Annotated in this window: 19 protein-coding genes; 5 read left to right on the forward strand and 14 right to left on the reverse strand. The window is 71.4% G+C overall.

Annotated features, from left to right (window positions below):
• Window positions 1-5: 5 nt before the first annotated feature.
• Together ACLHRZ_RS29945 and manB are read right to left on the reverse strand one after the other, a co-directional pair.
• Entirely contained in the window at window positions 6-827 is an 822-nt protein-coding gene (locus tag ACLHRZ_RS29945) for a polyprenol monophosphomannose synthase (protein ID WP_490421691.1), read from the reverse strand.
• A 43-nt stretch (window positions 828-870) separates the two neighbouring features.
• Window positions 871-1,950: a mannose-1-phosphate guanylyltransferase gene (manB, locus tag ACLHRZ_RS29950; protein ID WP_490421692.1), complete on the reverse strand. Its 1,080-nt coding sequence runs from the start codon at window positions 1,948-1,950 to the stop codon at window positions 871-873.
• A 176-nt stretch (window positions 1,951-2,126) separates the two neighbouring features.
• On the opposite strand from manB, the gene ACLHRZ_RS29955 reads away from it, so the two are divergent.
• Window positions 2,127-2,678 carry a GtrA family protein gene (locus ACLHRZ_RS29955; protein WP_490421693.1) on the forward strand — a complete coding sequence of 184 codons (552 nt, stop codon included), beginning with the start codon at window positions 2,127-2,129 and terminating at the stop codon, window positions 2,676-2,678.
• Here ACLHRZ_RS29955 and ACLHRZ_RS29960 read toward each other — a convergent pair.
• The 4 genes from ACLHRZ_RS29960 to ACLHRZ_RS29975 all read right to left on the reverse strand — a co-directional run bounded on the left by ACLHRZ_RS29960 (window position 2,606) and on the right by ACLHRZ_RS29975 (window position 10,620).
• Window positions 2,606-3,763, reverse strand: a complete 1,158-nt coding sequence (locus ACLHRZ_RS29960; protein WP_490421694.1) for a hypothetical protein — start codon at window positions 3,761-3,763, stop codon at window positions 2,606-2,608. The two genes, ACLHRZ_RS29955 and ACLHRZ_RS29960, sit on opposite strands and share 73 nt — an antisense overlap.
• Before the next feature lie 116 nt (window positions 3,764-3,879).
• Complete coding sequence (locus ACLHRZ_RS29965; RefSeq protein WP_490421695.1) at window positions 3,880-8,919, reverse strand: NAD-glutamate dehydrogenase; 5,040 nt, start codon at window positions 8,917-8,919, stop codon at window positions 3,880-3,882.
• 485 nt (window positions 8,920-9,404) lie between these two features.
• On the reverse strand, window positions 9,405-10,082 hold the full coding sequence (locus ACLHRZ_RS29970; RefSeq protein ID WP_490421696.1) for an HAD family hydrolase: 678 nt from the start codon (window positions 10,080-10,082) through the stop codon (window positions 9,405-9,407).
• A gap of 34 nt (window positions 10,083-10,116) precedes the next feature.
• On the reverse strand, window positions 10,117-10,620 hold the full coding sequence (locus ACLHRZ_RS29975; protein ID WP_490421697.1) for a DUF6912 family protein: 504 nt from the start codon (window positions 10,618-10,620) through the stop codon (window positions 10,117-10,119).
• A gap of 290 nt (window positions 10,621-10,910) precedes the next feature.
• Between ACLHRZ_RS29975 and ACLHRZ_RS29980 the strand changes: the two genes are divergently transcribed.
• Entirely contained in the window at window positions 10,911-11,336 is a 426-nt protein-coding gene (locus tag ACLHRZ_RS29980; protein WP_490421698.1) for an Rv3235 family protein, read from the forward strand.
• Between the two features lie 63 nt (window positions 11,337-11,399).
• Here the strand turns inward: ACLHRZ_RS29980 and secA are convergent, their stop codons facing one another.
• Window positions 11,400-14,228, reverse strand: coding sequence for a preprotein translocase subunit SecA (gene secA / locus ACLHRZ_RS29985; protein WP_490421699.1), 2,829 nt, complete (start codon window positions 14,226-14,228; stop codon window positions 11,400-11,402).
• Window positions 14,229-14,428: 200 nt separating this feature from the next.
• Here secA and ACLHRZ_RS29990 point away from each other — a divergent pair, with 200 nt between their 5' ends.
• Both ACLHRZ_RS29990 and ACLHRZ_RS29995 read left to right on the forward strand, forming a co-directional pair.
• Window positions 14,429-15,022 carry a GNAT family N-acetyltransferase gene (locus ACLHRZ_RS29990; protein WP_490421700.1) on the forward strand — a complete coding sequence of 198 codons (594 nt, stop codon included), beginning with the start codon at window positions 14,429-14,431 and terminating at the stop codon, window positions 15,020-15,022.
• Window positions 15,023-15,068: 46 nt separating this feature from the next.
• The gene (locus tag ACLHRZ_RS29995) at window positions 15,069-16,280 is read left to right on the forward strand and encodes a winged helix-turn-helix domain-containing protein (protein WP_490421701.1); all 1,212 of its coding nucleotides are present in this window, start codon (window positions 15,069-15,071) and stop codon (window positions 16,278-16,280) included.
• Between the two features lie 77 nt (window positions 16,281-16,357).
• On the opposite strand, the gene ACLHRZ_RS30000 is transcribed toward ACLHRZ_RS29995, so the two are convergent.
• The 7 genes from ACLHRZ_RS30000 to mtnA all read right to left on the reverse strand — a co-directional run bounded on the left by ACLHRZ_RS30000 (window position 16,358) and on the right by mtnA (window position 24,876).
• Window positions 16,358-17,098 carry a response regulator gene (locus ACLHRZ_RS30000; RefSeq protein WP_490421702.1) on the reverse strand — a complete coding sequence of 247 codons (741 nt, stop codon included), beginning with the start codon at window positions 17,096-17,098 and terminating at the stop codon, window positions 16,358-16,360.
• Window positions 17,099-17,330: 232 nt separating this feature from the next.
• Window positions 17,331-18,020: a ribosome hibernation-promoting factor, HPF/YfiA family gene (gene hpf / locus ACLHRZ_RS30005; protein WP_490421703.1), complete on the reverse strand. Its 690-nt coding sequence runs from the start codon at window positions 18,018-18,020 to the stop codon at window positions 17,331-17,333.
• 329 nt (window positions 18,021-18,349) lie between these two features.
• Window positions 18,350-19,075: a ComF family protein gene (locus tag ACLHRZ_RS30010; RefSeq protein WP_490421704.1), complete on the reverse strand. Its 726-nt coding sequence runs from the start codon at window positions 19,073-19,075 to the stop codon at window positions 18,350-18,352.
• 66 nt (window positions 19,076-19,141) lie between these two features.
• Window positions 19,142-21,007, reverse strand: a complete 1,866-nt coding sequence (locus ACLHRZ_RS30015; RefSeq protein ID WP_490421705.1) for an LpqB family beta-propeller domain-containing protein — start codon at window positions 21,005-21,007, stop codon at window positions 19,142-19,144.
• Entirely contained in the window at window positions 20,991-23,015 is a 2,025-nt protein-coding gene (gene mtrB / locus ACLHRZ_RS30020) for an MtrAB system histidine kinase MtrB (RefSeq protein WP_490421706.1), read from the reverse strand. The genes ACLHRZ_RS30015 and mtrB overlap by 17 nt, the downstream gene beginning before the upstream one ends.
• A gap of 2 nt (window positions 23,016-23,017) precedes the next feature.
• A complete protein-coding gene (gene mtrA / locus ACLHRZ_RS30025; protein WP_171087043.1) occupies window positions 23,018-23,695 on the reverse strand; it encodes a two-component system response regulator MtrA in 678 nt (225 codons plus the stop codon).
• Window positions 23,692-24,876 (reverse strand): S-methyl-5-thioribose-1-phosphate isomerase, encoded by a 1,185-nt coding sequence (gene mtnA, locus ACLHRZ_RS30030; RefSeq protein WP_490421707.1) that lies wholly within the window; start codon window positions 24,874-24,876, stop codon window positions 23,692-23,694. The genes mtrA and mtnA overlap by 4 nt, the downstream gene beginning before the upstream one ends.
• A gap of 172 nt (window positions 24,877-25,048) precedes the next feature.
• Between mtnA and ACLHRZ_RS30035 the strand changes: the two genes are divergently transcribed.
• Window positions 25,049-26,086 (forward strand): DUF7847 domain-containing protein, encoded by a 1,038-nt coding sequence (locus ACLHRZ_RS30035; protein ID WP_490421708.1) that lies wholly within the window; start codon window positions 25,049-25,051, stop codon window positions 26,084-26,086.
• The last annotated feature ends 185 nt before the right edge of the window (window positions 26,087-26,271 follow it).

A 26,271-nucleotide genomic window follows, 5' to 3' on the forward strand; every position in this document is an offset into this window, starting at 1 on the left:
ACCGCTCAGCGGGCGCGGTGATGTCCGTGTCCCCCGGGGGCACGCAGCGTCCTGGAGCGCAGCCGCCAGGGCATGGCGACGGATTCGAGCTGGACCGCGAGGTTCATCTTCGACTCCCCGGCGGTGCGGTCCTCGAAGTGGATCGGCACCTCCATGACGGTGAAACCGGCGCGCAGCGCGCGGTACTTCGTCTCCACCTGGAAGCTGTAGCCCGCACTGTCGACGGAGGCGAGGTCGACGGCGCGCAGGGCCTCCGCGCTCCACAGGTTGAAGCCGCCGGTGATGTCGCGCACGCGGGTGCCGAGGATGGTGGAGGCGTAGGCGTTGGCCCAGCGGGAGAGCAGCTTGCGGTGCGTCTTCCAGGCGTCGGAGAGGGTGCCCCCGGGCACGTAGCGGCTGCCGACGACGACGTCCGCGCCGGTGGCGAGGGCGACGCCCAGCATCTCGGCGATCTTGTCGGCCGGGTGGCTGCCGTCCGCGTCCATCTGCAGCACGTACGCGGCGCCCTCGTCGACGGCGCGGGCCATGCCCGCGGCGTAGGCGCGGCCGAGGCCGTCCTTGGTGGTGCGGTGCAGCACGCCGACGCGGGGGCGGCCGGGCTCGTTGTACTTCTCGGCCAGCTGCTCGGCGACGTTGCCGGTGCCGTCGGGGCTGTTGTCGTCGACGACCAGCAGCCGCAGGCCCTCCAGGGGGAGGGCCATGAGCGCCTCCGCCATGGTGGGCAGGTTCTCCGCCTCGTTGTACGTGGGCATCACCACGGTCGTCCTGGTGCGGCCCCATTCGCCGGGGAGCGGTCTGGCGGGGTCGGGGATGCGCGGAGCACTCATGGGCCCATCCTTGTCGGTACGCCGGTACGGCTCGGGTTCGGGGTCAGACGGCGGAGTAGCGGATCGCCGCGTCGGGAATGGCGGTGCCGCACCAGATGCGGGCGCCGTCGCGCAGTTCGTTGTCCGCGCCGACGGTGGAGTGGTCGCCGACGACGGCGCCGTCGAGCACGGTCCGGGTGCCCACCCGGGCACCCGTGCCGATCATCGAGGCCCGCACCCGCGCCCCCGCCCCGATGCGGGCGCCGTCCAGGACGACGGAGCCGTCGATCTCGGCGCCCGCCTCGACGTGGGCACCGGCGCCGACGACCGTGCCCCCGCCGAGCCGGGCCCCGCGCTCGACGCGGGCACCGGGCAGCACGAGGTACTCGCCGGGCTCCCCGGGCACGGCCGGCGAGTGCACGATGCCGCGGACGAGGTCCGCGGAGGCCTGGATGAAGGACGCGGGGCGGCCCAGGTCCAGCCAGTACGCGGGGTCGACCACCCCGTGCAGCAGGGCGCCGCCGGCCAGCAGCCCGGGAAAGGTCTCCCGTTCGACGGAGACCGGGCGGCCCGCCGGGATGGCGTCGATGACCTCGCGCCGGAAGACGTAGCAGCCCGCGTTGATCTGATCAGTGACGATCTCCTCGGGGCGCTGCGGCTTCTCGGTGAAGGCGGTCACGCGCCCGTCGGCGCCGGTGGGCACGAGGCCGAAGGTCCGCGGGTCGGCGACCCGGGTCAGGTGCAGGGTGACGTCGGCCTGGGCCTGCTCGTGGCGGCGCAGCAGCTCCCGGGCGTCGAGTCCGGTGAGGATGTCGCCGTTGAAGACGAGGACGGGCTCGCCGGGTGCGGCCTCCAGCGCGGGGGTGGCGGCGCGGATGGCGCCGCCGGTGCCGAGCGGCTCGTCCTCGGTGACGTAGGTCAGCCGCAGTCCGTGGGCGGAGCCGTCGCCGAAGTAGGGCTCGAAGACGTCGGCGAGGTAGCAGGTGGCCAGCACGACGTGGCAGACGCCGGCGGCTCTGGCGCGGGCCAGCTGATGGGCGAGGAAGGGCACCCCGGCGGCCGGGACCATCGGCTTCGGCGTGTTGATGGTGAGCGGCTGGAGCCGGGTCCCCTTGCCGCCGACGAGCAGTACCGCCTCTGTCATGCCTCGTCCCTCGTCATGCGCCGGTCTCGCTGCCCGCGCTGCTCTCGCTGCTGTCGCCTGCTGTCGTCGTACCGTCGCACTGCGTCATCTTCCGCGGCAATTTACACTACAATCGGTTGTCTGCGCGCACTGTGCGCAATGTCCGCTATGCGTGGCGACCGTACAGGGAGAGGCCCTTGCGACCGAGGGAACCCGGGAAGGAGAGCGCCCCCGCCCGGACGGGGCTGCGGGCGCTCGGTCAGGAATTCGCCAAGTTCGGCACCGTGGGCGGGCTGGGGATCTTCGTCAACCTGGCGGTCTTCAACCTGTGCCGGGGCCTCACCGGCCTGCCGGTGGTGCGCTGCAGCGTGATCGCGACCGTCGTCGCCATCGCCTTCAACTACCTCGGCCTGCGCCACTTCGCCTACCGCGACCGGGCCCGCGCCCGCGGCCGGCGCAGCCGGGAGGTCCTGCTCTTCGCGGCCTTCAGCGCCGCCGGGCTGATCGTCGAGAACGGCGTCCTGTACGTCGCCACCTACGGCTTCGGACTGCACACACCCTTCGAGAGCAACGCCTTCAAGTTCCTCGGCATCGGGACCGCCACACTGTTCCGCTTCTGGTCCTACCGCGTCTGGGTGTTCCGGGCCCTGCCCGGCCTGCCGCACGGCGCCGCCCCTCACGGCGACCCCTCGAACACCACGAGCAGCCCGGCCGCGTACCAACCCGAGACCACCGCACCTCCACCGTAGAGACAGATCTGCACGCCAAGCGGAGCACGCGAGAGCGGCCGGGCCGCCAACAGCAGCAGAACCGGCAGGAACGGCAGCATGAAACGTGGCTTGGAGAACGGCGAGCCGGGCGTTCCGACCGTCAGCACCCAGGCTCCCGCGAGCACCGCCACCAGCGGCCACGGCACCGTGCGGTCCAGCGCCAGGGCCAGCACCCCGACGGCCGTCAGCAGGACCAGCGCGAACACGGCGGCGTGCCGCACGTCGTCGGTGCCGTGGACGTTCCGGTAGAACAGGATGCCCTTCAGCACGTGCGCCGTGCCCCGGCCGAAGTCGAAGCTCTGCCCCCACGCCTTCTCCGCCTCGAACCAGCCGTCCGCGCGCCCCACATGGCTGCCCAGGAACAGCCAGCTGCCCGCCAGCCCCAGCGGGGCCAGCACCAGTACCGCCCACGGCCGCCACCCGCCGCGGCGCCGCACCAGCGCCCAGCAGGCGGCCAGCACCACCGTCCCGACCAGCACCGTGGCCGTCGGCCGCACCGTCCCGGCCACCACGCACAGCACGGCGGCCGTCAGCCAGCGGCCCGCCAGCAGCGCCACCAGCGTCCACAGCAGCACCGCGGCGAACACCGCCTCCGAGTACGGCACCCACAGCGCGAAGGCGTAGGGCGAGGCGGCCCACAGCGCCACGCACGCGTACCCCGCGGCCGCGCTCCCGCCCACCGCCCGGACCAGCCGGTACGCCCCCGCCGCGGCCACCGCGGCAGCGCACCAGGAGACCGCAACGCCCGCGTACGCGTACGGCAGGCGCGTCACCACGTGCATGCCCCGGATGAGCGCCGGGACAAGCGGGAAGAAGGCGAGCCGGGTGAACATGGGCGTCCCGTCGTCGCGCAGCGGGAGCGAACCGGGATAGCCGCGTTCGGCGATCTTCAGGTACTGCCCGCTGTCCCACCGGTGCAGCAAGTACCCGACGGAGTGGCCGAGATGATGGTTGATCAGCAGACAGACCGCGAACCCCACGCCCGAGACGGCCAGCTGGACCCCCGCCGCGACGACCGTCCCCCGGACCGGCCGACCGCCAACAAGCCGCGAAACGACTCTCATTCGTCTCTCTTAGCACGACAAAGGGGCGGCCCCGGGAACAATTCCCCAGGACCGCCCCTTTTGTGCAAGGCGTCGAATTCTTGTCAGCCCTCGTTCACCGGAAGACCGGATTCCGGTCAGGTGTGCGTACGGAGCAGCGTACGCATCGTCCGCATGGCGACCGACAGGTTCGCCAGGTCGAACGCGTCCGAGCTGCGGATCTCGTCCAGCGTCGTCCGCGCGCGGTTGAGGATGGGCGCGTTCTTCTCCTCCCACGCCGCGAAGCGCTGCTCCGGCGTCGAGGTGCCGTTGCCCACGGACAGGACGTCGGAGGTGAGCGCCGCGTGGGCCGCGTAGAGGTCCTCGCGGATGGAGGCGCGGGCCATGGACTGCCAGCGATCGGACCGCGGCAGCTCGATGATCTTGTCCATCAGCTGGCTGATGTGCAGGCGGTCGCCCAGGTCGTAGTAGACCTCGGCCACGTCCAGCGGCGCCTTGCCGATGCGGTCGGCGATGGCGACGATGTCCAGCGTCGGGAAGGCGGACGAGAAGCCCGCGACCCGCATCGCCAGCTCGCCCGGCACGCCGGCCTCCACCAGCTCGTCGCTGATCGACTGCCACCAGGTGATGTCGGCGCCGCGCAGCAGCTTGGGCAGCTCGGCCCAGACCGCGTCCACGCCGTCGCGGAAGAACTCGGTCGTCTCCGTGAGCTGCAGCGGCTGCGGCCGGTTGTTGAGCAGCCAGCGCGTGCCGCGCTCGACCAGGCGGCGGGAGTGCAGCCGGATCCGGGTCTGGACGTCGGCGGCGACGATGTTGTCGAGCGACTCGACGGCGTCCCACACGGCGTTCAGGCCGAAGATCTCCCGGGCCGCGGTCTGCGCCCGGACGATCTCCTCGATCGAGGCGCCGGTCTCCTCGCGCAGCCGGTGCAGGAAGGTTGAACCACCGGAGTTGACCGTGTCGTTGACCAGGACGGTCGTCACGATCTCGCGGCGCAGCGGGTGGCTGTCGATCTGCTCGCCGAACGACTGGCGCAGCGCCTGCGGGAAGTAGGCGAACAGCAGCCGCTCGAAGTACGGGTCGTCGGGCAGCCCGGTGGCGAGCAGTTCCTCCGCCGTGGTGATCTTGATGTAGGCCAGCAGGACGGCCAGTTCGGGCTGGGTCAGCCCGCGGCCGGCGGAGAGCCGCTCGCGGATCTGACGGTCGGTGGGCAGGAACTCCAGGGCGCGGTCGAGGTGCCCGTCGCGGCCGAGGCGGCGCATGATCCGCTGGTGCGCGTGGAGCAGGCTGGGGGCCTGGGCCACGGCGTTGGCCAACGCCACGTTCTGCGCGTAGTTGTTGCGCAGGACGAGCTCGCCGACCTCGTCGGTCATCTCGGCGAGCAGCTTGTTGCGCTGCTTGACGGTCATGTCGCCGTCCGTCACCAGGGCGTTGAGCAGGATCTTGATGTTCACCTCGTGGTCGGAGGTGTCCACGCCGGCGCTGTTGTCGATCGCGTCCGTGTTGATCCGCCCGCCCGTGGAGTCCGGGCCGCCCGACGTGGCGAACTCGATCCGGCCCAGCTGGGTCAGGCCCAGGTTGCCGCCCTCGCCGACCACCTTGACGCGCAGGTCCCGGCCGTCGACGCGGATCGCGTCGTTCGCCTTGTCGCCCACGTCCGCGTGGGACTCGGCGGAGGACTTGACGTAGGTGCCGATGCCGCCGTTCCACAGCAGGTCCACCGGCGAGCTGAGGATGGCCTTCATCAGCTCGGCGGGGGTCATCTTGGTGACGCCCGGCTCGATGCCGAGGGCCTCGCGCACATGCGCGTTGACCGGGATCGACTTGGCCGTGCGCGGGTGGATGCCGCCGCCCGCGGACAGCAGCTTGGTGTTGTAGTCGGCCCAGGACGAACGGGGCAGCTCGAACAGCCGGCGGCGCTCGGCGTAGGAGGCGGCCGCGTCCGGCCTCGGGTCGAGGAAGATGTGACGGTGGTCGAAGGCGGCCACCAGGCGGATGTGCTCGGAGAGCAGCATGCCGTTGCCGAACACGTCACCGGACATGTCGCCCACGCCGACGACCGTGAAGTCCTGCGTCTGGGTGTTGTGACCGAGCTCGCTGAAGTGCCGCTTGACGGACTCCCAGGCGCCGCGGGCCGTGATGCCCATGCCCTTGTGGTCGTAGCCGGCCGAGCCGCCGGAGGCGAAGGCGTCGCCCAGCCAGAAGCCGTAGGACTCGGCGACCTCGTTGGCGATGTCCGAGAAGGTCGCGGTGCCCTTGTCGGCGGCGACGACGAGGTAGGTGTCGTCCTCGTCGTGGCGCACGACGTCCTTGGGCGGGACGACCTCGCCGCCGACCATGTTGTCGGTGATGTCGAGCAGACCGGAGATGAAGGTCTTGTACGAGGCGATGCCCTCGGCCAGCCACGCGTCACGGTCCACCGACGGGTCCGGCAGCTGCTTGCCGACGAAGCCGCCCTTGGCGCCGACCGGCACGATGACGGTGTTCTTCACCATCTGCGCCTTGACCAGGCCCAGGATCTCGGTGCGGAAGTCCTCGCGCCGGTCGGACCAGCGCAGACCGCCGCGCGCGACCTTGCCGAAGCGCAGGTGCACGCCCTCGACGCGCGGGGAGTAGACCCAGATCTCGAACGCCGGGCGCGGCGCGGGCAGGTCGGGGATGGCCTGCGGGTCGAGCTTGAGGGACAGGTACGGGTGCGGGTGACCGTCCGTCTTCTGACCCTTGCTGTCGCTCCCCGCGCTGACGCGCTGGAAGTGGTTCGTCCGCAGCGTGGCCTTGATGACCGTCAGGAAGGCCCGCAGGATGCGGTCCTCGTCCAGGCTGGCGACCTGGTCCAGCGCGCCGTCCAGCTCCTCCATCATGCCGTCGATCAGCTCGGTGCCGGCGTGCTGCAGCGCGGGCGACATCCGGGCCTCGAAGAGGTTGACCAGGAGGCGGGTGGTGTGGACGTTGTTGCTGAGGGTGTCCTCCATGTACGCCTGGCTGAACGGCGAACCGGCCTGCCGCAAGTACTTGGCGTAGGCCCGCAGGACCATCGCCTGGCGCCAGTCGAGACCGGCGCGCAGGACGAGGTTGTTGAAGTTGTCGTTCTCCGCGTCACCGGCCCACACCGCGGCGAAGGCGTCCTGGAAGCGGTGACGGGCGTCGTCGCCCTCGACCCGCTCGGGCATCCGCAGGCCGAAGTCGTAGATCCACGCGGTCGTCCGGTCCGAGCAGCGCAGCTCGTACGGGCGCTCGTCGACGACCTCGACGCCCAGGCGCTGGAGCACCGGCAGGACGGCGGACAGGGACACCGGCTCGCCCGTGCGGTAGATCTTGAAACGGCGCTCGCCCGGGGCCGCGCCGACCGGCTCGTACAGGCTGAGCTCGAAGTCGCGGTCGCCGCCGGCCGTGGTCAGCTTCTCCAGGTGACCGAGGTCGGAGACGGCGCCGCGCGGGCTGTGGTCGGCCTTGTAGCCCTCGGGGAAGGCCTGGCCGTAGCGGCGCAGCAGCTCGGCGGCGCGCTCCTCGCCGACCTCGGCGGTCAGCGTCTCGGCGAAGCCGTCGGCCCAGGAGCGGGCGGCCTCCACCAGGCGGCCCTCGATGCGCTCGACGTCGGCGTCGGCGAGGTCCGGCAGGGTGGAGCCGGACTCGACGCGGACGACGAAGTGCAGCCGGGAGAGGACCGACTCGGTGTTCCAGGCGGTGAAGTCGACGACGGTGCCGTTGAGTTCTTCCTTGAGGATGTCGATCAGCCGCAGCCGGACGGCCGTGGTGTAGCGGTCGCGCGGCAGATAGACGAGGGCGGAGAAGTAGCGCCCGTACTCGTCACGGCGCAGGTACAGCCGCAGCCGGCGGCGCTCCTGGAGGTAGAGCACGCTGGTGGCGGTGGAGCGCAGCTGGTCCGGCGGGATCTGGAAGAGCTCGTCGCGCGGGTAGGTCTCCAGGATCTGGAGCAGGTCGCGCCCGTCGTGGCTGTCGGCGGAGAAGCCCGCGTCGGCCAGCACCCTGGCGACCTTGCGGCGGATCACCGGGACGCGGCGGACGGACTCGGTGTACGCGGCCGAGGAGAACAGGCCCAGGAAGCGGCGCTCGCCGGTGACGTTGCCGTCGGCGTCGAACTTCTTCACGCCGACGTAGTCGAGGTAGGACGGACGGTGCACGGTGGCACGGCTGTTGGCCTTGGTCAGGACGAGCATCTTGTGCTCGCGGGCCTTGGCGCGGGCGTCCGCCGGGAGCCGGCTGAAGGACGGCGAGGTCGGCCGGGAGAGCGGGGCGTGGTGGCCGCCGTGGTGCCCGTCCGGGGTGTGGGCCGGGTCGGAGCGCAGGATGCCCAGACCGGTGCCCGGAACGGCGCTGAGGGTGTCCTCCTCGGCGCCCTCCGTACCGACCTTCGTCAGCTCGTACTCGCGGTACCCCAGGAAGGTGAAGTGGTCGGCGGCCAGCCAGCGCAGCAGCTCGCGGGCCTCGCTGACCTCGGTCTTGGGGACGTCGGAGGCGACGGGCTCGGAGGGCAGGCCGTCGGCGATGCGCAGCGCGGCGTCGCGCATCTTCTCCCAGTCCTCGACGGCCTCGCGGACGTCGGAGAGCACGCGCACCAGGTCGGCGGCGATCTGCTTGAGGTCGTCGCGGTCGGTCTCGCGGTCGATCTCGACGTGGATCCAGGACTCGACGAGCGCGTCGTGCGGGAGCTCGGCGCCCTTGGCGGTGCCGTGGGCGTCGCAGGAGGAGCCGAGGACCTCCAGGAGGCGGCCGGTGAGGTCGCGGCGGACGACCACCTGCGGGTGGATCACCACGTGGATGCCGCGGTTCTGGCGGGACAGCTCGTTGGTGACCGAGTCCACCAGGAAGGGCATGTCGTCGGTGACGACCTCGACCACGGAGTGGCTGGACGTCCAGCCGTTCTCCTCGACGGTCGGGGTGTGCACCCGGACGTTCGCGGTGCCCTGGGGGCGGTTCTCGGCGAGCCGGTAGTGCGAGATCGCGCCGCCGTAGACGTCGACCGGGTCGCGGCCGGTGAGGTCCTCGGGCGCCGTGTGCAGGTAGTAGCGCTGGAGGAAGGCGACGAGGGCCTCGTGGCCGAGCCCGCTCTCGCCCTTCGGCCCGTTCGTCTGCGGCCCCCCGGCCGGTCCGCTCTCAGCGACGCGGGCCGCCCGCTCGAGCAGCTCGGCCTTGGCTTCGTCCAGCTTGGTCTGCATGTCCTCTGGCTCCTGTCGCGCGCCGTTGCGTGACATAGATGGTGATGACATCACGCCGCGACCCGGGGTGTCCGGTCGTCTCCGACGGTATGCCTGGATGAGGGGTGACCGGGCCGTTCCTGGCCAACTTCGTCAGACGCGCCCGGACCCGGGAACCAGCGCCGGCCGGGGCGCTGTGGCGCTCCGGGTGCAGGACAGGAGCGTCCACGCCCCTGACTGGATATCGCGCTGATCACCTGGTAAGGCTATCGCTCTTCCCCCGGAACACGTCACGAGGCGTTTGTGCACAAAACAAGGGCCTCAACTTTGACACTCTGCACAGCGACGCGGACGTTCCTCTTCCACTTGATCTCCGCCTGGTCTCCGTACATCCACGTGTCCCAGCATCCTGCACGACCAGGGGTGCGCGCCCGGCGGATGGGCCGTTCAGCCGCTGCCCCGTCCCGCCTGCCGCACCGCGCCCCGCAACCGTGCCTTTCAGGCCATCATCGGCCGGCTGCGACGGCCACCAGCCGCTCCGCCTCGGCGACGGCCTCCGCCAGACTGTCCACCACCGGAACGCCCACTCCGGCGAGGCTCGCGCGGCTGTGGGAACCGCCCGTGTAGAGCACGGCGTGGGCACCGACGTGCTGCGCCGCGACCGCGTCGTCCGCGGCGTCGCCGATGACCACGGTGTGCTGCCCGAGCACCCCGTCGAGACCGGCGAGATGGCGGACCATGTGCTCGGCCTTGCTGCCGCCCGAGGGACCCGTGCGCCCGTCGACCCGCACGAACCGGCGCTCGATGCCGAAGCCGCGCACCAGCGGCAGCAGCTCCTCGTGCCCGTACATCGACATGATCGACTGGGTGCGGCCGGCCTCCTGCCAGCGCTCCAGCAGCGACTCCGCGCCGTCCGCGAGGCCGCAGCGTATGCGCTGGTCCTGGTAGTGCCGGTGGAAGGCGCCGTCCATGTGGTCCCACTCGGACTGCGTGGGCAGCCGGCCCATCAGCCGCTCGTAGAACCGCGGGATCGGCACGCAGTACAGCTCGCGGTACGTCGCCAGCGTGATGGGCGCCAGGCCCACCTCGGCGAAGGCGGCGTTCGTCGCCGCGATCACCGCGTCGGTGTCGTGGAAGAGCGTGCCGTTCCAGTCCCAGACGATGTGCGCCCTGTGCGTCCCCATGCCCCCGAAGGTACCGGGCGGGTACGACAACGGCTCAGACGAGGTTGGGGATCTCCTGGACCCCGAACCACATCAGCTCGTGGTCGTCGGCGCCGTCGACCGTGAACCGGGCGTCGTCGTCGCCCCCGTCCGCGGCGTCCAGCGCCGCGGCCGCGGCCGCCACGTCCTCCTCGGCGTCCTCGGAGTCGACGTGCACGGAGGCCGCCTTGCGCAGCGGCACCGGCGCCGACAGCCGCACCTCGCCGAACCCGGGCCCGTCCGGACCCTGGTCCGGCACGGCGGTCACGAGGCCGTCGGGCACGTCCACCGCCACGACCACCCGGCGGCGCGGGGCCCCGGCATCGGCGGCGAGCAGCCGCAGCGAACCCTGGGCGGCGCGGCCCAGCGCGGCGTACTCGAGCTCCTCCATGTCGTCGGAGACGTACCACTCGCGCAGGGCGGGGGTGACGGCGTAGGCGCCCAGGGGGGCCGGGCCGAACTCGCCCGCCTTGTGCACCTCGGCGAGACCGGGGAGGGTCAGGGGGACGTAGACGCGCATGACCGCCGCTTTCCTGTTCTGCCGCTGGATTCTCATGATCTGTGCAGCCAATATACGGGCGGGAGTCCCCCTTCGAAGTGCCGGTGGCCCCCGGGACGCGTGTGCCGCGCCGCCCGCCGGTACGCCTCCGACCTGCGGCGGAGCCAGGACCATCCCCCTGATAGGTGAACTGCACAGGGCCGCCGGAGCCCTGTTCGGGTCCTTGCCGCCCCCGGAAAAGCGCCGGTAAAAGATCTCCCACGCGGCCACCGCCCGGTACCCGCCGGGCCCGGCACTCCGGGGGGACGACCATGCAGCGCAGCACCACCACGAGGACCGCACCACCGCGGCGCACCGACTCGCGCCGCCCCGTCGCGGACGCCGCGGCCCGGCGCCGCGAGCGCGACAAGCTCCCGCACTACTGGTTCGCCGAGCGGCTGCTGCTCGCCCTCAGCGGCCAGCGTCCGGTGCACTCGCTGCTCGGCCACACCGTCGGCGAGGCCTACGAGCAGCTGACCGCGCTGGCGCCCCGGGCGCCCCTGCGGCCCGCCCTGCCGGGCGGCCGCACCCCCGTCGTCCGCCACTGCGGACAGTTCCGCCCCCGGCCCGGGGTCATCGAGGCCTTCGCCCGGATCGCCTCCGGCGACCGGCTCCAGGCCCTGGCCTTCCGCCTGGAGAAGGGGCCCGACCTGCGGTGGCGCTGCTCGGCGGTGGAGCTGGGCGGGGCCCAGGTCTAGGCATGCAGAAGGGCGGGCACCCCCGGGATCGCCCCGGGAATGCCCGCCCCTCCGGCCGGTCGGCTACTTCTTGCGGCGACGGCCGCCGACGCCGTTCTTCTGGGCCTTGCGGCGCTCGGCGCGGGTCATGCCGTCCGCCGCGGAGCGGAACTCGCCCGTGTCGTCGCTGGCGAAGTCGCCCTCGACGACGCCGCCCTCGCCGTCCACGGTCGGGGCGGAGAAGTGCAGCTGCGCCGGGCGCTGCGGAGCCGAGAGGCCCTTGGCGCGGATCTCCGGACGGGCTGCCGGCACGGTGTCCTGGGCCGCCTCCGCCGGGGCCGGGCGCTCGGCGCCCTCCTCGACCGGGACCTCCTCGAGCTGCTGGTCGACCTGGACCTCCAGGTTGAACAGGTAGCCGACGGACTCCTCCTTGATGCCCTCCATCATCGCGGTGAACATGTCGAAGCCCTCGCGCTGGTACTCGACGAGCGGGTCCTTCTGGGCCATCGCGCGCAGGCCGATGCCCTCCTGGAGGTAGTCCATCTCGTAGAGGTGCTCACGCCACTTGCGGTCCAGGACGGACAGCACCACGCGGCGCTCCAGCTCGCGCATGATCTCGGAGCCCAGCTCCTCCTCACGGGCGGCGTACTGCTCGTGGATGTCGTCCTTGACGGACTCGCCGATGAACTCGGAGGTGATGCCCGCCCGGTCGCCGGCCGCCTCCTCCAGCTCGTCGATGGTGACCTTCACCGGGTAGAGCTGCTTGAAGGCGCCCCACAGGCGCTCCAGGTCCCACTCCTCGGCGAAGCCCTCGACCGTCTCGGCCTGGATGTAGGCGTCGATGGTGTCGTCCATGAAGTGCTGGACGTGCTCGTGCAGGTCCTCGCCCTCCAGGACGCGGCGGCGCTCGCCGTAGATGACCTCGCGCTGGCGGTTGAGGACCTCGTCGTACTTCAGGACGTTCTTGCGGGTCTCGAAGTTCTGCTGCTCGACCTGCGACTGGGCGGAGGCGATGGCCCGGGTGACCATCTTGTTCTCGATCGGCACGTCGTCCGGGACGTTGGCCATGGCCATCACGCGCTCGACCATCTGGGCCTTGAACAGACGCATCAGGTCGTCGCCGAGCGACAGGTAGAAGCGGGACTCGCCCGGGTCGCCCTGACGGCCGGAACGGCCGCGCAGCTGGTTGTCGATGCGGCGCGACTCGTGCCGCTCGGTGCCCAGCACGTAGAGCCCGCCGAGCTCCTCGACCTCGTCCTTCTCCGCCTTGACCGCGTGCTCGGCGTTCTCCAGGGCGGCGGGCAGGGCCGCGGCCCACTCCTCGATGTGCTCCTCGGGGTCGAGCCCGCGCTGGCGCAGCTCGGCCTCGGCGAGGTCCTCGGGGTTGCCGCCGAGCTTGATGTCGGTACCGCGGCCGGCCATGTTGGTGGCGACGGTGACGGCGCCCTTGCGGCCGGCCTGGGCGACGATCGAGGCCTCGCGCTCGTGGTGCTTGGCGTTGAGCACCTCGTGCGGGATGCCGCGCTTGGCGAGCTGCTGCGAGAGGTACTCGGACTTCTCGACCGAGGTGGTGCCGACGAGGATCGGCTGGCCCTTCTCGTGCTTCTCCGCGATGTCCTCGACGACGGCGGCGAACTTGGCGACCTCGGTGCGGTAGATGAGGTCCGACTGGTCCTTGCGGACCATGGGCTTGTTGGTCGGGATCGGGACGACGCCGAGCTTGTAGATCTGGTGGAACTCGGCGGCCTCGGTCATCGCCGTACCGGTCATGCCGGAGAGCTTGTCGTAGAGGCGGAAGAAGTTCTGCAGGGTGATCGTGGCGAGCGTCTGGTTCTCGTCCTTGATGTCCACCCCTTCCTTCGCCTCGATCGCCTGGTGCATGCCCTCGTTGTAGCGGCGACCGGCGAGGATACGGCCGGTGTGCTCGTCGACGATCATGACTTCGCCGTCCATGACGACGTAGTCCTTGTCCTTCTTGAAGAGTTCCTTCGCCTTGATGGCGTTGTTGAGGTAGCCGACGAGCGGGGTGTTGACCGACTCGTAGAGGTTGTCGATGCCCAGCCAGTCCTCGACCTTGGAGACGCCGGCCTCGTGGATGGCGACCGTGCGCTTCTTCTCGTCGACCTCGTAGTCGCCGGTCTCGTCCACACCCTTCTGCGGGTTGGCGGGCTCGCCCTTGGTGAGCCGGGTGACGAGCTTGGCGAAGTCGCCGTACCACTTGGTGGCCTGGTCGGCCGGGCCGGAGATGATCAGCGGCGTACGGGCCTCGTCGACGAGGATCGAGTCGACCTCGTCGACCACGGCGAAGTTGTGGCCGCGCTGCACCAGCTCGTCCTGCGACCACGCCATGTTGTCGCGCAGGTAGTCGAAGCCGAACTCGTTGTTCGTGCCGTAGGTGATGTCGCAGCCGTACTGCTCGCGGCGCTGCGCCGGCGTCATGTTGGCGAGGATGCAGCCGACCGTCAGACCGAGGAACCGGTGGACGCGGCCCATCATCTCGGAGTCGCGCTCGGCCAGGTAGTCGTTGACCGTGATCAGGTGGACGCCCTTGTCCGACAGCGCGTTCAGATACGTGGGCAGGGTGCCGACGAGGGTCTTGCCCTCACCGGTCTTCATCTCCGCGACGTAGCCGAGGTGCAGCGCGGCGCCGCCCATGAGCTGCACGTCGTAGTGGCGCTGGCCGAGGACGCGCTTGGCGGCCTCGCGGACGGTGGCGAACGCCTCGGGGAGCAGGTCGTCCAGGCTCTCGCCGTCGGCGTAGCGCTGCTTGTACTCGTCGGTCAGGGCACGCAGCTCGGCGTCGGAGAGGTTGACGAAGTCCTCTTCGATGGAATTGACCTGGTCCGCGATGCGGTGCAGCTTGCGCAGGATCTTGCCTTCTCCTGCACGCATGATCTTGCCGAAGACGGACACGTAGGCTGGCTCCTTGCCGGTCGGGCCTGGGCACGGTCGGGTGCGCGGGCACGACGGGACAGTGCCCGCCGCAACGGCCATCGTAAGCGAGGACCCCGCCGCGCCGGGAGGTCCGTCATCACCGAGGCCGAGTGTCACCCGCACATCCAACGAACGGATATTCGCGGAAGTGCCCGGCTCCGGGTCCCTACACTCCGCCCATGGAGCCGATAGCCCTCGCCACGGAACGCCTGGTCCTGCGCCCCTTCGCGCCCTCCGACGTGCCCGATGTGCACGCCGCCTGCCAGGACCCCGACATCCCGCGCTACACCAACGTGCCCGACCCGTACCGGATCGAGGACGCCCGGCTCTTCGTCGAGGAGACCTGCCCCGCGGGCTGGCAGAACGACACGATGTACACGTTCGGTGTCTTTTCCGGTGATACCGGGCAGCTGGTGGGCGCCATGTGCCTCGTGCGGCTCGCACAGCTGCACACGGCGGAGCGCCAGGCGGAGCTGGGGTACTGGACGGCCAAGGAGCACCGCGGCCGCGGCTGCACCGTGGAGGCGGCGCGCGAGGTGATCCGCTGGGCCTTCGAGGACCTGGGCGTCGAGCGGCTGGAGTGGTACGCGGAGGCCGGCAACGAGGGCTCCCGGGCCGTGGCCCTGAAGGCCGGCTTCCGGATGGAGGGCACCATGCGCGCGAAGATCATCCACCAGGGCACCCGGCGCGACGCCTGGATCGGCTCGCTGCTCCCCTCGGACCTCGGCCGACCCTCCGGGACCCCGTACCTGCCCTGGCCCGAGCGCGACTGAGGGCCGGGAGCAGGGCGTTGTCGGTGCCCGGCCCTAGGGTGCCGTCATGACAACTTCCGCTGCCGCACGGGGCCGCAGGGCCGAGGTCAGGTTGTCCGCCGGCGAGGCCCGGCGCCTCGCCCTGCACGCCCAGGGCCTGCTCGGCGCCCCCGACCGCCGGGCCGGGGCGCGCGGGGTGCTGCGCCGGCTGGGCGCGGTCCAGCTGGACACGATCTCGGTGCTGGCCCGCTCGCACGAACTGGTGCCGTACGCCCGGCTGGGCGCGATCGGCCGCGATGCCGTCGAGCGGGCGTACTGGGCGCCGCAGGCGGCGGGAGCGGCCCCGCACGGCTTCGAGTACTGGTCGCACGCGGCTTGCGTCCTGCCCGTCGAGGAGTGGCCGCTCTTCGCCTTCCGCCGCCGGGCGTTCGTCGCCCGCGGCCACCGCTGGCACGTCATGGAGGATGCCGAGCGCTCCTGCGCGGCGGTCCGCGACCGCCTCAAGGCCGACGGCCCGCTGACGGCCGGGGAGTTGGGCGGCGCGAAGAACGGGGGCGAGTGGTACGACTGGTCCGAGACGAAGATCGCGGTGGAGTGGCTGCTCGACACGGGCGAGGTGGTCTGCACCGAGCGGCGCGGCTGGAAGCGGGTCTACGAGCTGGCGGAGCGTGCCATTCCGGACGCCCTCTTCCACGACGACCTCGACGACGCCGCATGCATACGGCAGTTGGTCGCCCAGGCGGGCGCCGCCATGGGCGTGGCCACGCGCGCGGACCTCGCGGACTACCACCGTCTCAAGAGCGAGCAGGTGGACGCGGTCATCGGCGACACGGGCCTGATGCCGGTGGAGGTGGCGGGCTGGGGCAGGCCGGCGTGGGCGGACCCGCAGGCACTGGCGGGCCTCTCCGCGCTGAAGGGCAGGCGTCACCGGACCACGCTGCTCTCCCCGTTCGACTCCCTGATCTGGGACCGGCCGCGTACGGAGCGGATGTTCGGCTTCACCCACCGCCTGGAGGCGTACGTGCCCCGGCAGAAGCGGGTGCACGGTTACTTCGCCATGCCGCTGCTGACCGGCGGCCGGCTGGCGGGCCGGGTGGACCCGGCCCGCGAGGGGAGCACCCTGGTGGCCCGCCAGGTGTCGCTGGACGGCCCGGCCGCGGTCGCCCCGATGGCGCGTGCGCTGCGCGAGGCCGCGGAGTGGGTAGGCTGCGACGCGGTGCGCATCGAACGCTGTGACGATGCGGAGCTGGCCACGGCACTGACCCGCGCGGTGGCCTGAGGTCCCTCAGCGGCTGCTCTTCCCGGGGGACAACCCCCGGGCCCCCGGCCGGAAGGGCGACTCGGGGCGCCCCGCCCTCAGCGGATCTCCAGGATCTTCTCCCGCATCGCGTAGACCACCGCCTCCATCCTGGAGTGCAGCTGCAGCTTCTCCAGGATGTTCCGCACGTGGTTCTTGACCGTGTTCTCGCTGATGAACAACTCCTTGGCGATGTCGCGGTTGTTCATCCCCGTCGCCACCAGCTTCAGTACCTCCAGCTCCCGGTCCGTGAGCCGCGGCGCCGGCACCAGCCGGCGCTCGTCGGTGCGCTGGATCATCGACTTGAACTCGGTCAGCAGTTTGGACGCCATCGACGGGCTGATCTGCGACTGCCCGTCCGCGACGGCCCGGATCGCGGTGGCCACCTCGTCCGTGGAGATCTCCTTGAGGAGGTAGCCCGTCGCCCCGGCCTTGATCGCGTCGTAGAGGTCCGCCTCCTCGTCGCTGATCGTCAGCATGATGATCTTCGCGCTGGGGGCCACCTCCTTGATGGAGGTGCAGGCCTCGATGCCGCCCCGCTTGGGCATCCGCACGTCCATCAGCACGATGTCCGGCAGCAGGTCCGCCGCCTTGACCACCGCCTCCGCGCCGTCCCCGGCCTCCCCCACGACCAGGATGTCCTCCTCCTGGGCCAGGACGATCTCCAACCCCCGGCGGAAGAGCGCATGGTCGTCCACGACCAGCACCCGGATCGGCTCCTCGCACCTGGCGCCGCGACCCACGCGGGCGCCCTCCTCGTCCTCACCGGGCATGAGCACGGGCCCGAACCTGTCCGCCATCGTTCCTCCCCCTGAAGGCCATGGCCCCTAGCGGTTGCACACTGCTGCCGCCCGTCCCAACCGGTTCCGGCGCACCGGCGGTTGGCCGCCCGGCCATGATTTCATGCCGGACGGCCCGTACGGTGCTTCCCGGCCGCATGACCACACGGGGGTGCCCCGGGAGCGCGAACGCTCCGAGGGCACCGTCACGGTTGGGTGGGCTCACCCGGGGCGAGGCCTCCTGCCCGCCGGGTCAGCCGCCGAGCGCTCCGCCTGCGCCGCCGGGCTCCGCCTCGAAGAGGGGATCGGCGTTGAGGTGGATGACGCCGTAGTCGTATGCGTGCCGCCGGTAGACGACACTGGGCATCTTGGTCTCGGAGTCGACGAACAGATAGAAGTCGTGGCCGACCAACTCCATTTCATAGAGCGCCTGGTCGAGCGTCATGGGTGCTGCGGTGTGGGTCTTCTCGCGCACCACCAGCGGGCCCTCGCCCTGGATCTCCAGCGACCCCATACGGGTGACCGGAACGCCGTTCGTCTCCTGGATCGCGGCGAGTTGACCGCTGTCGTTGAGCTCCGCGGCGCCGATGACGGCCGCCGACACCTCGCTGGCCGGAATGCGGCCGTTGCCGCGACGCGTGAAACGCTTGTCGTGCTGCTTGCGCAGCCGCGCCTCGAGCTTGGCCGTGGCCAGGTCCAGCGCGGCGTAGGGATCGGTCGCCGCCGCCTCGGCCCGGATGACCGGGCCCCGCCCGCGAACGGTGATCTCCACACGGTCGGAGCGGTCTGCCTGCCGCGGGTTGGGCTCCTTGGACACCTCCACGTCGAGGCTGATCACCTTGCTGTCGAGCTTCTGGACCTTGTCCAGCTTCAGCTTCTCGGCCACGTGCTTGCGAAACCGCTCGGGCACCTCTGTCTTGCGGCCCTTGACGACGATGTCCACGCAGAACTCCGTTCCCGGATCGCTCCGCCGAAGGTTGCGGAGCGCATCCCTCTTGCATCAGACCCCGGGGCCGGCCCGGAGCCACCGACTAGGCGGTTTTCACCTCCTCCTCCCCCACCGGCAAGATCGACACCCCACCGGGCCGAAGCTTCTTCCCAGCTTCGACCACGGCGCATGAAGTGCGCCATTCGGAGATATGAGGCATAGCTTCCGCCATTCCTCACAACCGAACATATCTCGCTCGGAAGCCTGTCGGTACCCCCTACCGCGACGTACCTCCATTCAGGTGTTTTCCTGCCGTTTCCCTCAGGAACGCTGTTCGTTCGGCATCAGTTCCGATTGTTTTCGAAAGCGCGCGGTGCCGCAGCGACCACCGCGGCGGCCACGGCCCGCCCGCCCGAGACACCGACGGCGCGGGCCGCCTCGGCCAGCGAGGCGCCGGTCGTCATCAGGTCGTCCACCAGCACCACCGGGCCGCCCTCGCGCCACACGTGCCCTGCTGCTCGCACGGTCCCCATGGCCCCCGCCACGTTCGCCCACCGGTCGCGGGCGTCCAGCTCCGCCTGGTCGGCCACCGCCCGGCGCAGCCGCAGCACGGCGGCCGCCCGGGCCGGGACGCCCGCACCCCGCAGGGCGCGCGCCGCGGCCAGCGCGACGCGCCGGCAGGCGTCATGCCCGCGCCCGGCCACCGCCCGCCGCGCCGAGGGCACCGGCACGAGCAGCAACGGGTCTCTCCCGGCCCATCCGCCCCACCCCCTTCCACCTGCACCAGCAGCCCGCACCGCGCCCGCCAGCGCGGCGCCCAGCGGCTCGGCCAGCCCCAGCGCACCCCGCTCCTTGTGCGCGAGCAGCACGGAGCGCACCCCGGCCGCGTACGGCGCCGCCGCGAAGACCGGCGGCAGGCCGGGCGGCACCGGGTCCGGCCGCACCTCCCGGGGCCGCCGCCCGCACAGCCGCGCCCGGCACTCCTCGCACAGCACCGCCTGCCCCAGGCCGCACCCCGCACACGGTGACGGCAGCACCAGCCCCGCGATCTCCTGCCACCACCCCCGCACGGCACCACTGTCCCGCCGCGGAGTGCCGGCCGCCACCCCTGTGGAAAACTCCTGGCATGTACCCGGCTACCCCGGGTAGACCGGCGCCGTCCCCTCCTTGGCCACCAGCTTCCAGTTCGCGTCCGGCAGCAGCCGCACGATGCCGCCGTCGCCCTCGGCGACCAGCGCCTGGGACTTGCCCGTGCTCTCGGGGGCGGCAATGGCGCGCACCCCCGTGATCCCCGGCAGGGCGGCGGTGTTCGACAGCGAACCGTCGGTCTCGATGTACTGCAACTGCTGCAGACCGCCCTGCTCGCTCCCGGCGACCAGCAGCCGGCTCGCACCCGCCCAGGAGACGGCGTCGACGTTCTCCAGCCGCGGCGCCACGGAGCGCAACTCCTGCACCGACAGCGCCGGCTTCCCGGTGCTGGTCCTGCGCTCGACCCGGCCGAGCTTCAGGGACGTATGGTCGCCCTTCGTCACCAGCAGCGCGACGCGAACCCCGTCGGCCGCGACCCGCACCCCGGTGATCCGCCCGCCGTCCAGCCCGGGCACCTGGACCTCCTCCGGCGTGCCCGTACCGCCCTGCAGGCGCAACAGCCGCGGGTGTTCCTGGTCCTGGTCGGCGACCCACAGATCGCCCAGCCCGTCCCAGCTGGGCGCCGTCAGGCCCGCCTTCGGGCCGCTCCCGTGTGCGGTCACCCGGGCGTCGCCCAGCGGGACGCCGGACTGCAGCGCGGCGACGTACAGCACCTGCCCGTTCGCGGAGACGCCCGCGGCCCGGCGCTCCGACCGGTCGACGGCCACCGAACGCAGCGGCACGGCACCGTCCGCACCGAACGGCCCGGGCACCCGGCGCGGCTCCTCGTCACCGTCGGCCAGGCTCACCAGGCGGTGCTGGGCGTCGACGAAGAACTGCCGGTCGGCCTGCCCGGCCGTCTGGTCCGGCGCGTACCACTTGGCCTGGTCGCGCCCGAGCACGCACAGCCGCGATCCGTCCTTGCGCTCCAGCGTCACATCGGTGACCTTGGCCGAGTCCTGCACGGTGTAGAGCACCTGCGCGGCCATCCGCAGACACTGGTCCTGCCCGGCGCCGGCCGCCTGGTCGCTCAGCCGGACCTTCAGCGCGTTGGAGTCGTCCAGCGAGAGCCGGTCGTCCAGCAGGCGCGTGCCGGTCGGGAAGGCCGTGCCGGCCACCGGGTCCAGCCAGGTCGTCGGACCGTCCAGCAGGGCCTTCACCGAGGACGTGACCGGGTCTATCCGCTTGCGCAGATACACCGGGTCGGCGACGAGCACGTCCCTGCCACGGCCCGGGCTGCTGCCGCCCGGACCCGTCTCGGCGAAGTAGTACTTGTTGGCGGAGCGGTAGATGCGCTGGAAGTCGGAGATCCCGAGCACCAGACCGTCCGGCGGGGCGTCGATGCGCCACTCGCCGTCCTCGCGCGTCATGTGCATCTGCGCCTGGTAGTCGCCCGCGTCCGGCTTGTAGGCATGCCGGGCGTCCACCTTGGCGACCTGCTTGCCGGTCAGCGTGATGGTGACTGTCTGCTCGCGGTCGCCTCCGCTGTGCTCCACCCGCACCTGGGGCACCGACGACAGCACGGTGATCGAGGACGACGGGTCCCACTGACGCTTCACACTCTTCGCCAGGTACATGCGCGCCGTCGCGTAGTCCGCCTCGTCGCTCGTGGTGGCCTCCAGGAAGCCGGCCACGAGTTCCTGCGGCTGCTCGTTCTTGCGCGGCGGGACACCGTAGACGCGCACCTGCGAATCCGCATCCGCACGCTGCGAGGCGTCGACCGACATCACGTCCCCGCCGTCCGGCATCGACGCACAGCCCGCCAGCAGCACCCCGCTGGCGGCCACGGCGCACACACCCACCAGCGAGCGACCGCCCCGACGCGTGCGCCCTCTGCGGAGCCGGCCGCCGACGCCCTCAGTCCTGAGCGTCATGGTCGCCTCCACTGCCGATGCTGCTGCTGTTCCCGTCGGCCACCGGCCGTCCGTTCCTGTCGTCCGGTGCACCGCCCTGACGGGCGACCACCCGCGCGCCGTTGCCCGGCAGCGCCGTCGGGTCGGCGGACGGCCGGACGTTCCTCGTCTGCGCCGGCACCTGGGCCGGCAGCGGCGGTGTGCCCCGGCCGGCGGCCGACAGCGGCATCCCGGCCTCGTTCAGTCCGCGGTTGCGCCGCGAGTCCTCCGGCTCCAGCGGAATCGGCGAACCGCGCAGCGTGTCATCCGTCGTCCGCGGCAGCGTCAGCCGGAACTGCGAACCGCCGCCCGGCTCACCCCACGCCTGCAGCCAGCCGCCGTGCAGCCGCGCGTCCTCCACCGCGATCGACAGCCCCAGGCCCGTACCGCCGGTCGTCCGCGCACGGGCCGGATCGGCCCGCCAGAAACGGTTGAACACCCGTGTCGCCTCACCGGGCTTGAGGCCCACGCCGTAGTCGCGCACCGCGACCGCGACCGCACCGCCGGCCACCGCCAGCCGGACGACCACGTCCCGGCCCTCGCCGTGCTCCACGGCGTTGACGACCAGGTTCCGCAGCACCCGCTCCACGCGCCGGGCGTCCGCCTCGGCGATGACCGGCTGCTCGGCACCGCGCACGAGGATCCGGCTGCCCTTGCGGTCCGCCAGCGGCAGTGCTCCCTCCACCACGCGGCCGACCACATCGCGCAGGTCGATCGGCTCGGCCTCCAGGGCCGCGGCCCCCGCGTCGAACCGGCTGATCTCCAGCAGGTCGGCCAGCAGCGACTCGAACCGGTCCAGCTGTCCGAACAGCAGCTCGGCCGAGCGCGCGGTCACCGGGTCGAAGTCCTCGCGTGCCTCGTGAATGACGTCCGCCGCCATCCGCACGGTCGTCAGCGGCGTCCGCAGCTCGTGCGACACGTCCGAGACGAATCGCCGCTGCATCCGCGACAGCTCCTCCAACTGCTGGATCTTGACCTGGAGGTTCTGTGCCATCTTGTTGAAGGCTTCACCCAGACGAGCGATGTCGTCCTCGCCGGTGACCTTCATCCGCTCATGCAGCACACCGGCCGCGAGCCGCTCCGAGATCCCGGCGGCCATCCGCACCGGCGTCACGATCTGCCGCACGACCAGCCAGGCAATGGCCCCCAGCAGCACGACGACGAACACCCCGGCCGTCGCCAGCGTCGTCTTCACCAGCGTCAGCGACTTCTCCTCCTGAGTGAACGGGAAGAGGTAGTACAGCTGGTAGGCCTTGCCGTTGATGTCGTACATCCGCTTGCCGACCACCAGCGCCGGCTGCCCCTCGTCCGAGGCGCTGCGCTTGATCGACCCGGGCTTCTCGAACGTGCCCGTCTTGGTGTCCAGCTGCCTGCGCATGTCGACCGGCACACTGTGCTCGGGGTCGATGTCCCCCGAGGCCCGCGGCCCGCGCCCGATGAACGAGCCCGTGGTCATCGCATCGCCGTCGCCCGCGCTGAGCGCCACGACGTAGTAGACGCCCTGCCCGCCGCTGGCGAGCTGCTGCACCAGCTGCGTCAGCCACGCACCCGGATCCGGCGTCCCTCGGCCGCCCGACTGCTGTCCGCCGTCCTGGCCCCGGCCGTCGGCCACCGCCCCGGCGGCCTCCTGGGCCGCCTTGAAACCGCCCGCGGCCTGGCTCTGCGATGCGTGCCGCTTGGCGTCCAGCAGACCGTTGCGCACCTGACCGATGACGACCACACCGAGCAGCAGCACCACACCGAGCGACATCAGCAGCGTGGTGGCGACCACCCGCAGCTGGATATTGCGCCGCCACAGCCGCATCGCCGGCAGCAGCGGACGCCTCACCCAGCGCACGTACAGCCGCAGCACGGGATGCACCGACCCGGCCGCAGCACCGTCGGGCAGCATCTGCCCGGCACGCCACAGGCGGCGGAGCAGCGATATGCCGCCCGTCGAACCGACGGGCCGCCCCACGCCCCGCTCCGGGGCGGCACCGTTGCCCGTCATGCTCAGCTCGGCCCGGCCTTGTAACCCACGCCGCGCACGGTCACCACGATCTCGGGGCGCTCGGGGTCGCGCTCGACCTTGGAGCGCAGCCGCTGCACATGCACGTTGACCAGCCGCGTGTCCGCCGCGTGCCGGTAGCCCCACACCTGCTCCAGCAGCACCTCACGGGTGAACACCTGCCAGGGCTTGCGGGCCAGGGCGACCAGCAGGTCGAACTCCAGCGGCGTCAGCGCGATGGACTGCCCGTCGCGCTTGACCGAGTGCCCGGCGACGTCGATGACCAGGTCGCCGATCGTCAGCTGCTCCGGCGCCGGCTCCTCCGACCTGCGCAGCCGCGCCCGGATCCGGGCCACCAGCTCCTTGGGCTTGAACGGCTTGACGATGTAGTCGTCCGCACCGGACTCCAGCCCGACCACGACGTCGACCGTGTCGCTCTTCGCGGTCAGCATCACGATCGGCACTCCGGACTCGGCCCGGATCAGCCTGCACACCTCAATGCCGTCCCGGCCGGGCAGCATCAGATCGAGCAATACAAGATCCGGTTTGGCCTCGCGAAATGCAGCAAGTGCCTTGTCACCGTCGGCCACAAACGACGGCTCGAAACCCTCGCCGCGCAGAACGATTCCGAGCATCTCGGCCAGTGCAGTGTCGTCGTCGACGACAAGGACGCGTCCCTTCATATCGACATCATCCCATTACCCGATCGTGACCTGGCACACAGCTCCGCCAGACCGCCCTCCGACACGGGCGAAACAACCCCGTTTTCCGTGATAATCGCGGTCACCAACTCCGGCGGTGTGATATCGAACGCAGGGTTGTAGGCCTGCGTCCCCAGCGGCGCCACCGGCACCCCCGAACCCGCCTCCGTGCCCGCCCCGGGCACCGACGGCGCCGCCAGCTCCGTCACCTCGTGCCCCGGCCGCTGCTCCACCTCGATGGCCGCGCCCTCGGCCGTCCCGAGGTCCACGGTGGTGGTCGGCGCCACGACCACGAACGGCACCTGGTGATAACGGGCCAGCACCGCCAGCGGATAGCTCCCCACCTTGTTGGCCACCGACCCGTCCGCGGCTATCCGGTCGGCACCGATCAGGACCGCGTCCACCTCCCCCGCCGCGAACAGCGACCCCGCGGCGTTGTCCGTCAGCAGCGTGTACGCCATGCCGGCCCGCGCGGCCTCGTACGCGGTCAGCCGCGCACCCTGCAGCAACGGCCGCGTCTCGTCCACCCACAGCCGCCGCAGTTCACCCGCCCGGTGCGCCGCACCGGCCACCGCCATCGCCGTGCCCTCGCCGCCCGAGACCAGCGCACCCGTATTGCAGTGCGTCAGGATCCGGTAGCCACCGCCGGGCAGCAGCTCCTCCAACAGCGCCAGACCGTGCGCCGCCATGCGGGCACTCGCCTCGGCATCCTCACGGTGCAGCGCCCGGGCCTCCACGAGGGCCGCCGTCGCAGCCGCCCCAGCGTCGGCGCCACCCCGCAGCGCACTGTGGTGAGCCGCCAGAGCACGCCGCACCCCGTACTCCAGATTCACCGCCGTGGGACGGGCGTGCGCGAGCATCTGGGCGGACTCCTCCACGTCGAAGCCGCGCACCGCCGCCAGGGCCAGCCCGTACGCCCCCGCGATCCCCAGCAGGGGCGCACCGCGCACGGCGAGCACGTGTATGGCCTCCACCAGCGCGGGAACGTCCGTACAGACCAGCTCCACCTCCTCGGCGGGCAGTCTCCGCTGGTCCAGCAGCACGATCACCGGGCCCTCGGGCCGCTCCTCCCAGCGCAACGCAGGTACGAGGTCGGGGACACCGGGAGATCCAGGACCGCCCGGAACAGCAGAAGCCGCGGATACCGCGTACTGATCAGCCATTCGTCCAGTCTGCCCCGCACACACCAACTATTGAAGGCCTCCCTGTGGTCTCTCCCCCTTACGAGCCCGGCCTGTGCTTCGAGCGCCGTGACACGATGGCTGACCGGGCAATGGCCCGTACCTGCGGCCGCACCCGGCAACCGGCACGGGCAGTGAAAAGGAGCAACAGACGATGAACAACTCTCCGCCGGGCGGTCCCCAGGGTTGGGGAGGCCAGCAGGGCTGGGGCGGGAACGGCTGGGGTGGCGGCGGCTGGGTGCCGCCGGCCCCGCAGGCCCCGAAGCCGGGCGTGGTCCCCCTGCGCCCGCTCACCCTGGGCGAGCTCCTGGAGGGAGCTTTCGCCACGATGCGCCGGTACTGGCGCACTTTCGCAGGGGTCTCGCTGGCCGTGGCCGCCGGCACCCAGCTCGTGGAGACCGCGATCACCTGGCCATGGCTCGACAAGCTGCAGGATCTGCAGTCCTTGCAGGAGCGGGGCGAGGCCGTCAGCGTCAAGGAACTGCTCAACGCCCTGGGCGGAACCTTCGGCGGGCTCGCGGTGACCGGGCTCATAGGCCTGGCCGGCTCGATCGTGGCGACCGCGATGTTCACCGCCGTGGTCAGCCGCGCGGTACTGGGCCGCCCGACGACGGCGCGCGAAGCCTGGCAGGAGGCCCGCCCGAGGCTGGCCGGTATGGCGGGACTCCTCGTCCTCGTGCCGCTCCTCGTCGGCGGAGTCTTCCTGGTGTGCCTGCTGCCGGGCCTGATCATCGCCGTGGGCGGCTCGGAAACGGCCGGGGTCCCGTTCATGTTTCTCGGCATGCTGGCCGGGACGGTACTGGCCGTGATGCTCTGGATTCGTTACAGCCTCGCGGTGCCCGCTCTGATGCTGGAGAAGCAGGGCGTAATCGATTCCATGCGCCGCTCGGCAAAGCTGGTGCGGGGTTCTTGGGGACGAATCTTCGGCGTGACGGTCGTGAGCAGTTTCCTGGTATTCGTTTTCTCGTCGGTGGTGCAGATCCCGGGCGAACTCATTCGGACGGTCTTGGCCGAGGACGTCACGAGCTGGCCGGCCATGATCATTACCGGTGTCGGCGCCATCATCGCCTCCACGATCGCACTGCCTTTCATGGCCGCGGTGACCACGCTGCTTTATACGGATCAGCGCATCCGGCGCGAGTCCCTCGACCTCGAACTCGCGCGCGCCGCGGGTGCAGTCGGCAACGATTAACACTTCGCCTCCGGGCCGCCCTGGAAAGGGCGGCCCGGAGTGGAGGGGTATGAGACGGCCGAGACGGTCCGTAAACGCAAGAAAGCCCTGACAGGGAACCGGAGTTCCCCGTCAGGGCTTTCTTTCACAATTAGTTCGGCGGCGTCCTACTCTCCCACACGGTCCCCCATGCAGTACCATCGGCG

Source organism: Streptomyces sp. AM25 (assembly GCF_058146165.1).